Below are 14366 nucleotides of genomic sequence, written 5' to 3'. Positions count from 1 at the left end.
CCGGGCTTCTGGATTGCCGCCTTGAATCCCTTAGTGGTCCTGTCAATCCAAGAGCCATTTCCATCGAGAACGTAGACCGTTTCGCCAGCTACATCCGCGATACGGTTAAGAGCATCAATTGTGAATGGGAACGCCGCTGCACTGAGATCAATGTCCGAAGAAAGCCCGGTTGCCCCCTGGTGATGCCAGAACTGAGCATGCTAAGGAAGTCGCTAACGCCGCTGAATTTCGCCTCAGCCAGAGCCTCACGGGCCGCCGATACCCAAGCATGATCCTGCCGGGTTGGCGACAGCATGTGTGTGATGAGGTTTTTTTTTAGTAGCTCATCCCGCACTAAGCGACCAAGTCGGTCGATCTGCCATTTTGCCGCCTTTAGCATTCAACTGATTCCACTCTTAATTCGGAATCGGCGGCGGTGAAACGTACACCTCTAGTTCGCCGCGCCTCATCTTTGCATGGCGCGCGCACATTGCCTGCCAGGAAACTTTCGCTTGAGGCTTCCTTGTGAATTTTATGGCGTTGTTAGTGGCCTCATGAATCTCGACTTCAGAAAAAAAGGAGGACTCCTCTCTAAAGAGAGCCTCATATAGTGTGCGGAATACAATGTATTCACACCCTTCGCCGAAGGCGATTTTAATTCTCTCGTAGAAATCCGCATCCTCGCTAAGGCTACTTTCGAGAAAATATCCAACCTTTTCCAGCACTTCCTTTCTCGGAAACATCATCGATATGATGCATTTCATGACCCTCCGATCGTTGATCACGAGCCTTACGCCGCGATCGTTGACACGGACATAGTTGCATAACACAAGCATTTTGTTCGGGAACTTCTTAAATGCGTCGTGCTGCATTTCTAACCGCGACGGCGCACTAAAATCATCGCCATCCTGAAAAGTGACATAATCACCAGTCGCAGCCTGAAGACCGCGATTTCGGCTTGCTCCAGTCCCCATTTGTCGGCGATTTTCGATGATGCGTATCCGTCTATCCGATAGCGCCAAAGTGCGGATGATCCGTACCGAATTGTCTGTACTCGCATCATCTACGACGATTATCTCAAGATGACTAAGCGTTTGCTTAGTGAGACTACGCAGCGAACGTTCGATGGTCGCTTCATTGTTTCTGGTCGCCACAACAACGCTGACCAGCGGCGCATGTGCCTGAAGAAACTTGCGTCTCAGCAGTCTATATGGCCACCAGCGTTCATACAGTAGCTGAGGATCCGCGCAGAGGTCAGACAATAGGCCGTTTTGATCAAGCCTCGCGAATGCTCGAACCAGTAGATTGCCGCAAACTGGCACCCGCCATCGCCGCAATTTCTTCAACGGAAACCGTCTGAAGTCCCTCAGCGTCATAACCCCTCTCTGGCCCAAACTCGTGCATTCCGATCGGCTTTGTGTAGGTTTTATGACAGTTTTATGTCAACCAGGAAAGACTCGGATAGCTCTCGTACCGCACCTCCCGCAACTGCGGGCGGTTCATGGCCTAGAAGGGCGTCGGCCTGTCGTTACACGATGCATCAACATGCGCTGTCATCAACTTGTCATCGACCTTGCTCTAGAAGCGACCGTCCTCGTTTGCCGCTTTTTGAATCTACGAAGGTGCCTTGATGAGATACGAGAAGCCCTCGTTCAGTGTTAATTCGACTGTCGATCACCCCCTGCTTACCGTCATCGTCACAATTAGAACGGCGTCGCACTATGACATGGTCGAGAGGCTGAAACTGCGACGCCTCGACACTGACATCCCACAAAGCGTTTCGTTCTTAGTGGTAGACGAAGGATCTTCGCCGACAGATGCGCAACGCTTGCGTGCCGCCTGCCGGGAGCTCGGCTTTGATTATCTCCGAGTGGTCACAGAGAAGAGAAATTTCTGCGCCGCGACGGCGCGAAACCTCGGGGCGGCCCATGCCCGATCAACGTTCATCGTGCATGAAGACGTCGATCTATTCGGTTATCCCGGCTACTACCAAGCCCTTGTGCGAGAAATTGAATTACAGGGGCTCACGCGTCACTCCGACCGCTTCATCACCGTACCTGCGCTGTACCTCACAGCGGAGGCGACGGAGAAAGCGATAAGCGGCGCACTTACCAAGGACGAGATTGTCCACAATTTTCTTCTCGGCGGGCCACTGGTGCGCACCGTTTTGCCAGCAAGCTCTGTAATCATTGTCAATAGAATGTATTACCTGTCGATCGGCGGCTATAACGACCAATTCAAGGGCTGGGGTCTAGAAGACCTTGAATTTGCTTATCGCATGGTCAGGGCAAAAAACTGCTTCATGTCGCCCCTGAGCCACACTTGGCTCGTCGAATCTGGCTACAGTACCAACTCTGCCTACAAGGGTTGGCGCGCCCAGTTCAAGCTGCATGGGGACCTTCTCTCACGTAAGGGCCTCTTCGTGTTTCACGCAGAACACCCAAAGGATCCTTCTTGGCGGAACAGGGACTTGCATGGAGGCAACAAAAGATTGTTCGCCGCAAGCATAAAAAAGTTCGAGGCCGAGGGACATCATCTTCCGCCGATTGCTGCCGCGGAGAAGGGAAAATCACTTATTTTCGGACGGGGTACTTTCGCCTACAATCCTGCACTGCTACCACTTTGGGGCGAGGTAGAGGTCAAAAGCTATGACGAATTTGAACACGTAAACATCGTGGAATACCTCCACGGCAACAATATCAACCGCGTCATTTTCACCAATCCTTACGCTAATGAGACACGATCGCGCGTGTATAGTCAGGTCCGCGCTGCGGGGATTCCCTATTATGTCGTGGAGCGAGGCGCGCTCACCGATTCGATGTTCATCGATGACACAGGCTTTTGCTGCGAAAGCACACGTTACCGTCGCGAACACTGGCCGGCTCAACTCGATGCGGACCGTCTGCGCCGGGTGACAGAATATATCGCCTCTGAAACAGAGTCCGATGCAACCCTGGAAAAGCAGGGGAAGCGGCTCGGCAGCCGCGCGGCCCTCCGCCAACTCGGGTTACCTGCGGATAAAAAGATACTTTTCGTGCCGTTTCAATCGCGGTCAGACACGACTGTCCGCTATTTCGCAGGCGATATCGGATCCTTCGACAATTTTGTCGAACTCGTGCGCGAAGTGACCAAAAGGCTTCCTTCCGACTGGGCCGTGCTGTTTAAGAAGCATCCGCTTTCCTCCGTGCAGGAGACGGTGCCCGGCGCCATTGATGCAGGCGACATGCACATCAAAGACCTGTTGGAGATTAGCGACTATGTGCTCCTGATGAACTCCGGTGTTGGGGTTCTGTCAGTGCTGTTCGATCGACCCGTAATCCACGCAGCACAGGCCTTCTATTCGGATGAAAAGCTCAATCGAAAAGCCGCGACCGCCAATCAAGTCCTGGCACTCCTCACCGCCGGGTTTGACATCGACCAAGACAGCCGCCTCCGGTTCCTTTCGTATCTCATCGAAGACTTCTACAGTTTCGGCAAATTCACCGTTTCTGAAAAGCGCCACACGAGTGATGCAAAGTTGACCATAACCGAACGTATTGATTACTACCGCGTGAATCTCCTCGGCCAGCGAATTCTGGACACTGCCGACGATCAGCGTTTTGTCGACGTCAACGCCCCTATTTATGATCTGTATCGCGAATGGATACGTTCGCAAAAGTACTCCGAATCTGGCGTCAGCAAGACACAGCCCGGAAACTCAAGAGAAGCGGTTACGAGGGCGCGTAATGCATATCACCGCGGTCAACACGTGGAGGCCGCCCGCTTATTCGATCTTGCTGCGAAGTTGACTCCGAACAACGCCACACACTATCGGGAAGCGGCCGAGGCGTTTTTCGCATGCGGAGATCGCGAGAGTGCACTGGCGCGATTGCAGACGGCCGTCAGGCTATCGCCAGACAATAAGAATGTCACTCGGCGCCTGCGTGAGATGAAGCGGCCGCGCTGGTTGCAATTTGCATCCAGACCCTTTCCAATAAAGGCGGACTAGCTGACGTGCAACCCGGATACGATCAAGCGAAGCAATTCCGGGCAATGAGGGTTACTGGTACTTGGGAAACACTTTAAAATATCCATCCGACAATCTGGAAGCGGAAGTCTCGAAACCTCCTCTGTTCCTCTTCGGCTTCAACCGCTGGAAGACATTTATGTGCGACTGGTTTCCAGAGCAAAAGCTAAGCTTCATTCGTCTCAAGCAGTGGCCCTTCGAGTTCGAGCTATTCTGGAAACGAAAGCTTCTTCGCGATCCTCGCACAAAGGTTTTGGCATGGCAGTACAAAGGGCCGCCGATGCTCAAGGAGTTCTGCGATCGCAACGGCATCCCGTTCCAATATGTGGAAGACGGATTTCTCCGTTCGGTCGCGCTCGGCGCTTTGCGAGTCCCGCCGCTTTCACTGGTGTTCGACGCACAAAACATGTACTTCAACGCAAATGTGCCGACCGACCTCGAAGACATTCTGCGGACCTACGATTTCAAGAGTGATCACGACTTGATGAGCAGGGCGACCAGGACACGGGAAAGATTGCTCGCTTGCCGGCTCAGCAAATACAACGCGGGCCGATCACTCGACATCACATCCGTCTACGGCGAAAAGAGGAGAAAGCGGGTGCTTGTCATTGGCCAGGTCGAACGCGACGCATCGATCGCCTATGGCTGCTCAAAGAAGGTGACGAACAACGATCTGGTGAAGCTCGCCGTCTTGGAGAACCCCGCGGCCCAAATCATTTACAAGCCACATCCAGAAGTCTTGAAGGGCACGGCGGAGGCGAGATCGGATCCGGAACTCGTACGCGACATCGCGCTGATACTCCGCCAGGACATTAGCCTCGCAGATGCACTCGACACCGTCGATCACGTCTACACGATCACGTCCCTTTCGGGCTTCGAGGCGCTGTTGCGCGGGATCAAAGTCACGACAGTCGGCTGTCCATTCTATTCCGGCTGGGGGCTAACGGATGACCGTCAGGAAAATCCACGCCGCGGCCGAAAGCTCTCGATCGACGAAGTCTTTGCTGCCGCCTATATTCTCTATGCCAAATATCTCGACCCGGTGAGCAAACAGCCGATCGAAATCGAACAGGCACTGGAAGCGCTTAGCAGAATGCGGTCGGAGCAGCTGCCGGCATAGCTCTTAAGGCCATGCGGCCGCCGCGAGCCGCTCAAAGCCTATCCTCCCGTATCTCCCGCATCGAGGCCGTCAGCAGCAGCAGCCCTGCCACAAAGCAGACGAGGGCGAACTCGATCACATAGCCCTTGTCCAGCAAGTCGGTTCGGTATTCCGGATAGATGCTTGCGCGGAACCACATGATGACATGCACCAACGGGTTGTAGAGGAGAAAATTACGGAAGGGGTTCGGTAGCGATTCCGGCAGGAAGAAGACGCCGGAGACCATGAAGAGCGGGCGGTTGACGATGCTGAATATCTGTTCGTAGAGCGGGAAACGGGCGAACATGACGATGTTGATCGTGCCGATGCCGAGGCCCAGCAGGGCGGCGGCCGCCGCGGCCTCGATCATGCCGGCGAAGTTCATCGGCTGGGTGACGCCGCCGAGTTCGAGGATCATTACGAGGATCAGGATCGTCACCAGCGTATCGGTCATCAGCTGCAGGATGAAGCGCGAGACGATCGCATCGAAAGGGGTGACGATCGGGTAGGAGAAGAGCGCCTTATTGGCCTTCACCGTGCCGGCCATGAAACCGGACATGCGCTGATAGAAGGCAAAGGGCAGGTAGCCGCTGGCGAAGAACAGCGGGAAGCTCAGGCCAAGAGCCGGCATTCTCGCGATTGCCTGGAAGATCAGCGTCATCAGCGCGACATGGGCCACCGGGTCGAAGATCGCCCAGAGATAGCCTCCCGGCTTCGAGCCGAAGCGCGTCGACATTTCGCGAACGATCAGCGCTGCCGTCACTCTCAGGTGCTGTTGGATGAGATTCACGTCCGACCTCAACTGTATTGCCATGGATGACCTGGCCGCCGCCCCTCATCCGCCTGCCGGCACCCCCCCGCCAGGCGGGGAAAAGGGACACGCGGCATGCTGCCGGCGTAGGGGGCGGCGCCTGCATCTTGCCGCCATATTCCACAAACCGCTCTTGCTGGCAAATCGTTGGCGTCTCGCTTGCCAGACAAAAAAGGCCGCCCCGAACCTTTCGGTCGAGGCGGCCAGGCGGCCCCACTGGGAGGTGAGCTCGTCCTGCTCAGCGCTCGCCTTCGAATTCGGCAAGGAAAGCGCCAAGCTCCTTCTCCTCAATACCGACAAGATGGTTTTTTTCCGGATAGGCGCCGGAGCGGACGTCGAAAGCGAATTCGGAGAAGGCGGCGATGCGCTCCTGCTGCAGGCGGTCGTATTCGGCGGCGAAGTTGCGATAGGTCTTGGCGTGGCGCGGATAATGGCCGCGGTGGGCGCCGAGCACGTCCTCGGCAAAGAGATATTGCGCGTCGCAGCCCGTCCCCGCCCCCATCGACAGCATCAGCATGGAGGTGCGCGCGCTGATCGCGGCGGCGACTTCGCCCGGCACCACCTCGATCTCGGCGGCAAAAGCCCCCGCCTCTTCCAGCACCTTCGTCTGGCGCCAGATCTCGAGCGCACTTGCCGCCGTCTTGCCGACGGCGCGAAAGCCGCCGGTCCAGGTGGCCTTGGAAGGGATCAGCCCGACATGGCCGCAGACGGGAATGCCCTCCTCGCGCATGCGCTTGACCGTCGAGAGGCCTGCGGCGCAGTAGACGGCATCGCCGCCCACCTTCAGCGCCTGAAAGGCGGCGCGGATATAATCCTCGGCGGTCACGTGGTCTCCATATTCGAGGCCGGGAAAGGCGAAGACGGAAGGGGCCGCCTCGCGAAATTCGGGGCCGAGCAGCGCCGGCGGGACGGAGACGAGGTCGATCCTGGCCTTCTCCGCGGCTTCCGCCTCCGCCAGCGTCACGACCCGGAGCATGGTGAGCTGACGCTTTCCTTTCATCGACAGGAGATCGGCAACGGTCGGGCGGCGGTGTCTCATCGGGTTCTCCTGTATTCGAGGGCCGGAGCGCGGCAACTCTCAGGCCGCCAGCAGCTTCTTGAGCCTGGTTTCGGGTGAGGCAAGCGCCAGCGGATCCGGCTTTGCCCCGGCGGCGATCAGCATTTCGGCAAGACGAATATCGCGGGCAACGGCATTGCCGGGGCCGATGCCGCTCGCGGCGATCAGCCGTCCCTCGCCATTCAGATGAAAGAGGATGAAGGCCCCCTCCTCCATGTCGCGCCGGACGGTCGTCTCCGCACCCTCGGCAAGCCCCGCGATCTGCAGGGTGAACTCGTACTGATCCGACCAGAACCAGGGAACGCTGGCCATGGTTTCTGCCGCGCCGATCAGGTTGGCGGCGGCCAGCGCGCCCTGGTCCTGGGCATTGCGCCAGGCTTCGAGCCGCACCCGTCGGCCGCCATAATGCGGCAGAGGGAAGGAGCAGCAGTCGCCGGCGGCATAAATATCGGGGTCCGACGTGCAGAGCCTCTCGTCGACGGCGATGCCGTTTTCGATCGCGAGCCCGGCGACCTCCGCAAGTTCGGTGTTGGGCACCGCGCCGATGCCGACGGCGACAAGCTCGGCCTTCAGGCCGACTCCGTCGGCAAGGAGCAGGCTTGCGCCGTCAGCGGCTTCCTCGATTGCCGCAATCTGCGCGCCGCAGATGATCTCCACGCCTTCTTGCCTGTGCCGTTCGGCGACGACGGCGGCAATCTCCTCCGGCACGCCGCGCGAGAGAAGGCGCGGCTGGCCTTCGACGAGCACGACCTCGGCGCCAAGCCTTCGCGCGGTCGCGGCAAGCTCCAGGCCGATGAAGCCGCCGCCGATGATGGCGAGCCTTGCATCGGGCGTCAGAGCGGCGCGGATCGCAAGCGCATCGGCATGCGTCCGCAGCATGCGGATGCGCGCGGCATTTTCCGGCACGCCCGGGAAGCGGCGCGGGCGGGCGCCGGTTGCCAGAAGCAGGCGGTCATAGATGAGGGATCGTCCGTCCGAGAGCGTGACGCTCTTCTGCGCCCGGTCGATGCTCTCCGCCGTTACGCCGGTCAGGACCGCAATCCGCTCTTCCTCGTAGCGCGCAGCATCCGCGATGAATTTCGGCAGGGAGGCTTCCGCGAGTCCGTCCTTGGAAAGCGGCGGCCGCTCGTAGGGAAGATGCGGTTCGGCGCCGATCAGCGTGATCTCGCCGCCGAAGCCCTTTTCCCGGACGGCAAAGGCTGCCCGCGCGCCACATTCGCCGGCGCCGATGATAACGATATGCGTCATGCTCTCTCCTCCTTCCGAGGCCTTGGCTGCGGGGCGCTTGAGCTCCGGCGCATGCCCCTCACCCTGACCCTCTCCCCGCGCGCGGGGAGAGGGGACTTGAGCGCAAGGCGAGCCGCGAGGCCCTTCTCCCCGCCTGCGGAGAGAAGGTGCCGGCAGGCGGATGAGGGGCATCCCGCCGAGCGCTCATGATCCCCTAGGCTAGGAAAGCCCGATGAACACGCTCCCTGCCTCCACCTTGACCGGATAGGTCCTGAGGTTGACGCAGACTGGCGCGCCCCTGGCCTGGCCGGTCTTGTAGTTGAAGCGGCCGTTGTGCTTCGGACATTCGATGATATCGCCTATCACCAGGCCGTCGGCGAGATGGATCTGCTCGTGCGTGCAGAGCCCGTCCGTCGCAAAATACTCGTCGTCCGGGCTGCGATAGACGGCAAAGGTGCGTCCCTCGTGATCGAAACGGATGACGTCTTCCTCGTCGATCTCTTCGGCCGCACAGACCTCGACCCAGTTCGAGCTCATCTCTTTCCTCCATTCGATAGTTTGCTGCGGTCGCCCGCGCTGCCTCACTCCGCGGCAGGAACGAGCCGGTCGTTGTGGAATTCTTCGCGATAGGGCTTTGCCGTCGGCGGCAGTTCGCGCTTCAGGAAGTAGTCCTCGTTGCGCAACTGCCGCAGGAATGCGGGGATCATTTCACGGTAGCCGTGCGGGATCGAAGGATTGGCCGCCGGCAGGTCGTGCCTGATCATGGCGTGCAGCTTCGGCAGCGCGTGATAGGGCACCATAGGGAACATGTGGTGCTCCACATGATAGTTCATGTTCCAGTAGACGAAGCGGCTGACCGGATTCATGTAGACCGTGCGGCTGTTCAGCCGGTGGTCGGTCACGTTGTCGGCAAGGCCGCCATGCTGCAGAAGCCCCGTCAGCACGTGATGCCAGGCGCCGTAAAGCCGCGGCAGGCCGACGAGCATCAAAGGCAGGATCGAGCCGAGATAGAGCGAAAGGCCGATGGTCGCCAGATAGATGGCAAGCCAGATCCGGGCGACGCGGATCGCCTTCGGCTGCTCCGTTTCCGGAATGAAGGTCTTCTCGGCGGCGCTGATCACGCCGAACGCGTTTCTGACCATGTCGATCATGGCATGCCAGACGTCGATGATGCCGAAGAAATTGAGAACCAGGCGGACCAGATCCGGCGGGCGCATGACGGCGATTTCCGGGTCGCGGCCGACGATGACAGTGTCGGTGTGATGGCGGGTATGGCTCCAGCGCCAGGTGACCGGGTTGCGCATGATCATGAAACAGGCGATCTGGTAGACGGCGTCGTTCATCCACATCGTCTTGAAGGCGGTGCCGTGGCCGCATTCATGCCAGCGGCTGTCGGAAGCGGAGCCGTAAAGGACGCCATAGGCGAGGAAAAAGGGCAGCGCCCACCAGCTTCCCCAAAAAAGACGCCGAGGCCGCCGAGAAGAACCATGCTGCCGAGCCAGATCGCGGTGTCGCGGATGGCGGGGCCGTCCTCCCGCTTCATCAGCTCCTTCATCTGCTTGCGGGGGATGTCGGTGTGATACCATTCGGCCGCGGCTAGGCCGCTTGCAACCGCCGCCTCGGCATCGCGGCCGAGCAGGCTGTAATCGCGCTTCGTCGCAACTGTCGTCATTCCCGCCTCCCCTGCAGCGCCGCGCCTCGCACAGGGAGCGCAATGCGGCTGCAGCCTTTGAACCGGCGCCACTCCCAATCGGCGCCTTCAATCGATGAACCGAGGATAGGTTGACTTCTGACGGTTCTCAATGCAGTCATGATATATTCTCTCAAATCCTATCAGCATGGCAGCCTCAAAGATGAGGGAATAATTTCAGGGAGGAGACATGACGAAGAGGCCGACGATCGCGGATCTTGCCCGCGCCTCCGGGGTCAGCGTCGCAACGGTCGACCGGGTGCTGAACGGTCGCCATCCGGTGCGCGAGGAAACGGCGCGCCGCGTCTACGATGCGGCAAAAGCGATCGGCTATCATGCCGTCGGCCTGCTGCGCCAAAGGGTCTTCGAGGATCTGCCGCAATACCGGCTCGGCTTTCTCCTGCAAAAGCCGGAGCAGTCGTTCTACAAGACCCTGGCAAAGGAGATCGAAAACGCGGCGCTCTCGGTGACCCATGTCCGCGCCAACGCGCAGGTGGATTTCGTCGCAAGCTCCACGCCCGGCGCGATCGTCGAAAAGCTGAAGACGATCGCCGCGCGCAATCAGGCGATCGCGCTGGTGTCGCCCGACTACCCGGCGGTGACTGCTGCAATCGAGGAACTGAAGGAGCGCGGCATCCCCCTCTTCGCCCTCCTGTCGGATTTCGCCGCCGGCGTGCGCGAAGGCTATATCGGTTTGAACAATCAGAAAGTCGGCCGGACCGCTGCCTGGATAATCGCCAAGGCGGCCAAGCGGCCGGGAAAGGTTGCGGCCTTTGTCGGCAGCCACCGTTTCCATGGGCACGAACTCCGCGAGATCGGGTTTCGCTCCTATTTTCGCGAGAACGCACCCGATTTCCAGGTCCTCGACACGATGGTGAACCTCGACACGCCCGAGATCACCCACGAAGCGACACTCGATCTCCTGCAGCGCCATCCGGATCTCCTGGGCTTTTACGTCTGCGGCGGCGGCATGGAGGGCGCCATCTCGGCGATCCGCGAGGAAAAGCTCGGGGGCAAGCTGCTCGCCGTCGTCAACGAGCTGACGCCGGAATCGCGCGCGGCCCTTGCCGACGAAACGGTGCTGATGGCGGTCTCGACGCCCGTTCCGGCTCTGGCCCGGGAAACGATAGACCTCATGGTCGGCGCGATCGACCGGGGTGCTTCGAGCGTCCCCAGCCAGACTTTCCTGCCTTTCGACATCTATACGCCGGAAAATATCTGACGCCGGCGTCGCGAAGACATTTGCGAAATCGCGCTTTCTGGAAAACGATAGCGAATCAATAGCTTTTACAACCAGGAGAAAGCGATGCGGCGCTTCATTCTTAGTCTTCTGGGCGTTGCCGCGCTCGCCGTCACTGCAATCGCCATTCTGCCGAACCTGATTTCCAGCGACTGGATGCGGGCCGAACTCGGGCGGCAATTGTCGGCGGCGACCGGCAGTTCGATCGCGTTCAACGGTCCTGTGAAACTTTCGGCATTCCCCTATCTTGCAGTCGTCGCGGAAGACGTGACCCTCTCGGCCGAAGCGGAAGGGGTCACCGCCGAATTTGCAGAAGTCGCCGGTTCGGTGGCTCTTTCCTCGTTCTGGTCGGACCGGCTGCACATCAAGCAGATCGCGCTCGACCGTCCCGTCGTCGTCCTCGAGGAGAAGGCGCCGGGCGAGGCGACGCCGGCTCCCGACGCCAGCGATGAAACCGCTTCCGGCGACCCGCTTCCTCCCCTCGTCGCCTTTCTTGAACGAAGCGCAATCGAGTCGGTCTCCATCACCTCCGGCACGTTCGTACGGCGAAGCGCAGGCAACCCCGAGGAGGTCGTTTCCGATGTCGAGCTCACGCTCTCGGCACCCGACATCGATGACGAGTTCTCTCTTTCCGCATCCGCCCGCATGGGGGAGCAGAGTTACGAGACGAGCTTTACCATCTCGACCCTGCGGTCGCTGCTCGAGCGCCAGCCCGCCGACGTCGCCCTTACCGTGGAAGCGGATCCAGCTCCGGCGCCGGGTCTGACCAACTTCGAGGCAAGCGGACAGGTCACCCTGAACGCCAATGGCAGCTATCAGATAAGAGGCGGTGAAGTGGAGGCCGGCGGACAGGCCTTCGGCCTGAACGCGCTCTTCGTCCCCGGGGAGCGTGCGCGCTTTCTTGTCGATCTCGAAGCCGACCGGCTCGACCTGACGCCATTCATGGACGCCACGCCGGAAACCTCGCAGCCGGGAGCGCCAGCCGCGGACACGGCCAAGCCGGCGAATTTGCAATTTCTGGCCGGCTTCGATGCCGATATGAGCCTCAACGCCGCCGCTTTGACCCTCGGCGAAATTTCAGCGTCGGACGTTTCCTTTTCGGCCGCACTCAAGGACGGGCAACTGGTCGCCGAGCTCGGGCATTTCGGGATCGACGCCGGCAGCCTTGTCGCCAACGTCGCGACCGACGTCAGGGCCGACGACCCGGTCTTCCGGGGCGGGATCACCAGCAAAAGTCTCGATATCGCCAAGCTTTCCGTCCTGGCCGGCCAATCCGTCCCGCTTTCCGGAGCCCTGACGATCGACGCCGGCTTTGCCTTTCGCGGTCTTGATGCGCAAGACATCAGAAAGACGGCCGATCTCACGGGAACGATCGGCCTTCGCGATGCGGCTTACACAATGCCGGGCATTGCCGATGAGACGATGCGCGAGGTGAAAGCGAAGAAGATCACGGCCCGGATCGAAAGCCTCGCGAAGCCGCTGCGCGTGGCCGGCCGCCTGGAATGGCGCAACGAACCGGTCGATTTCGATATGCAACTTCCCGCCGCCGATACACTTCTCGCCGGCAATCTCGCCGCCGAGGGGGTCCCCCTCAGGCTGCAGGTGAAAATGCCCGAAGCAAGCCTGTCGCTCGACGGCAAGGCCGCTCTGCCGGGATCCTATGCGGGGAAACTCGATTTTTCCACCGCCGACCTTTCTGCTTTCCTTGTCGGCCTTGGGCAAAGCGGCGCCGAGAGCATCGGTCCGGTGGCGTTCAACGGGCATGTCGATGCGGGCACGACGAGCGTTTCATTCAAAAAGGCGACCATATCCGTCAACGGCGTTGAAGGTGCCGGCAGCGGCTCCGTCGAATTCGCGGCACCGCTGAAGATCACGACTGCGCTGAACTTCGACGAGCTGGACCTTGCGCGACTGGCCGGGGCGCAATCCACCGCTCCGCTGGCAAAAGAGGCGAAAGGGGCTGAACCTGCCGACGCTCCGCTGGATCTCTCTTCGCTCCGGTCGATCGATGCAACCGTCCAGCTCAATGCCAAGAAGCTCGGCTACGGCAAGGTCTTTGCCGGACCGGTTGCCACCAGTCTCGTCGTCTCCGACGGCATCGCAAGCCTGTCGCTGCCCGAAAGCCCGTTCTATGGCGGCCATATCGTCGCGAGCCTCAAGGCCGACGGCTCCCGGGCCGAACCCTCGATCACCCTGCAGGCCTCCATCTCCGGAGCCTCGGCCGCACCGCTTTTGACGGACATGGCCGGCTTCAGATATCTCGAAGGCGCATTGAAAGCCCGGTTCGACGTAACGGGTGCGGGCGGCACGACCAGGACGCTTGCGAAGTCGCTGCAGGGCACAGCGGATGTGGCCTTTTCCGATGGCGCCATTCGCGGCATCGACATCGCCGACGTCTACAACAATCTTGTGAGCCTGATGTCGTCAGGCTTCAAGCAGGACGGCAGCAAAGCGACGACATTCACCGAGCTTGCGGCATCCTTCGCCATCGAAGGCGGCGTTGCCCGCACCGAAGACATCAAGCTTGTCGGCCCGCTCGTCCGCATGACCGGAAACGGTGCGGCCGATCTTGCAGAACGCGCTCTGAACTTCCGGCTCGAGCCCCGGCTCGTCGCTTCTCTCAAGGGCCAGGGCGCCGAGATCTCCACCGACGGCATCGGCGTCCCCGTGGTGGTCGAAGGCAGCTTCGCCGCACCGCGCATCTATCCGGACCTTTCGGACCTGCTGAAGAACCCCGATGCCGCATTGGCAAAGCTTAAAGGTTTCGGACTGCCGATCGACAAGCTGCCGATCGGCGACCTCATTAAAGGAGGCGGCTCGGGAGGCTCGGTGAAGGACCTGCTCGGCGGCGCCGTTGGAAAGGTGCTCAAAGACAAGGCGTTCAAACAGGAAGAACAGCAGCTCTCGATCGAGGAGATAATTGGCGGCGACGGCGCGCCCAAACCGGACCAGGCGGCTGTGGAAATACCCTCGAACGAGGAACCGGCCACAGCCGACGCACCCGCCGAACAGCCGGCAAACGGAACTGCACTGCCCAGTAATGAGGCGGACAGTCCGATGGAGAGCCTGTTCAAAAAGCTCCTGCGTTAGCCGACCCTTCCTGCCATCGTCTTGGCGCGTCCTGATCCTGCATGCCACTTACTTTCTTTGCCTTATCGCCGTCGACGTAGTCGGCAACATGATTTTCGCCGCGATATCCTGCCGCAGCGCGAGAGTGA

At 60.1% G+C, this 14366-nt stretch carries 9 protein-coding genes and 1 pseudogene; 4 read left to right on the top strand and 6 right to left on the bottom strand.

The annotated features are described in order from the left end of the window. Nucleotides 1-395: 395 nt before the first annotated feature. A complete protein-coding gene (locus tag N0Q91_RS28640; RefSeq protein WP_275598891.1) occupies nucleotides 396-1355 on the bottom strand; it encodes a glycosyltransferase family 2 protein in 960 nt (319 codons plus the stop codon). Between the two features lie 254 nt (nucleotides 1356-1609). On the opposite strand from N0Q91_RS28640, the gene N0Q91_RS28635 reads away from it, so the two are divergent. Beyond that, nucleotides 1610-3967: a galactosyltransferase-related protein gene (locus N0Q91_RS28635; protein WP_275598890.1), complete on the top strand. Its 2358-nt coding sequence runs from the start codon at nucleotides 1610-1612 to the stop codon at nucleotides 3965-3967. A gap of 157 nt (nucleotides 3968-4124) precedes the next feature. After that, complete coding sequence (locus N0Q91_RS28630) at nucleotides 4125-5105, top strand: capsular polysaccharide export protein, LipB/KpsS family (RefSeq protein WP_345774940.1); 981 nt, start codon at nucleotides 4125-4127, stop codon at nucleotides 5103-5105. Between the two features lie 31 nt (nucleotides 5106-5136). Here N0Q91_RS28630 and N0Q91_RS28625 read toward each other — a convergent pair whose 3' ends face one another. From N0Q91_RS28625 to N0Q91_RS28605, 5 genes and pseudogenes are all read right to left on the bottom strand, one after another. Further along, nucleotides 5137-5913 carry an ABC transporter permease gene (locus N0Q91_RS28625; RefSeq protein WP_275598888.1) on the bottom strand — a complete coding sequence of 259 codons (777 nt, stop codon included), beginning with the start codon at nucleotides 5911-5913 and terminating at the stop codon, nucleotides 5137-5139. Nucleotides 5914-6172: 259 nt separating this feature from the next. Beyond that, nucleotides 6173-6973, bottom strand: coding sequence for a 3-methyl-2-oxobutanoate hydroxymethyltransferase (locus tag N0Q91_RS28620; RefSeq protein ID WP_275598887.1), 801 nt, complete (start codon nucleotides 6971-6973; stop codon nucleotides 6173-6175). 39 nt (nucleotides 6974-7012) lie between these two features. Further along, nucleotides 7013-8239: an NAD(P)/FAD-dependent oxidoreductase gene (locus tag N0Q91_RS28615; protein ID WP_275598886.1), complete on the bottom strand. Its 1227-nt coding sequence runs from the start codon at nucleotides 8237-8239 to the stop codon at nucleotides 7013-7015. Nucleotides 8240-8437: 198 nt separating this feature from the next. Beyond that, a complete protein-coding gene (locus N0Q91_RS28610; protein ID WP_275598885.1) occupies nucleotides 8438-8755 on the bottom strand; it encodes a MocE family 2Fe-2S type ferredoxin in 318 nt (105 codons plus the stop codon). 44 nt (nucleotides 8756-8799) lie between these two features. After that, nucleotides 8800-9890, bottom strand: a pseudogene (locus N0Q91_RS28605) (fatty acid desaturase family protein). A gap of 208 nt (nucleotides 9891-10098) precedes the next feature. Here N0Q91_RS28605 and N0Q91_RS28600 point away from each other — a divergent pair. Continuing rightward, a complete protein-coding gene (locus tag N0Q91_RS28600) occupies nucleotides 10099-11130 on the top strand; it encodes a LacI family DNA-binding transcriptional regulator (RefSeq protein WP_275598884.1) in 1032 nt (343 codons plus the stop codon). A gap of 84 nt (nucleotides 11131-11214) precedes the next feature. After that, the gene (locus tag N0Q91_RS28595) at nucleotides 11215-14238 is read left to right on the top strand and encodes an AsmA family protein (protein ID WP_275598883.1); all 3024 of its coding nucleotides are present in this window, start codon (nucleotides 11215-11217) and stop codon (nucleotides 14236-14238) included. Nucleotides 14239-14366: the final 128 nt, after the last annotated feature.

The sequence above is a fragment of the Sinorhizobium prairiense genome (genome assembly GCF_029201645.2).
Taxonomy (GTDB): domain Bacteria; phylum Pseudomonadota; class Alphaproteobacteria; order Rhizobiales; family Rhizobiaceae; genus Sinorhizobium; species Sinorhizobium meliloti_A.
This window is presented reverse-complemented; position numbering and strand designations above follow the sequence as displayed.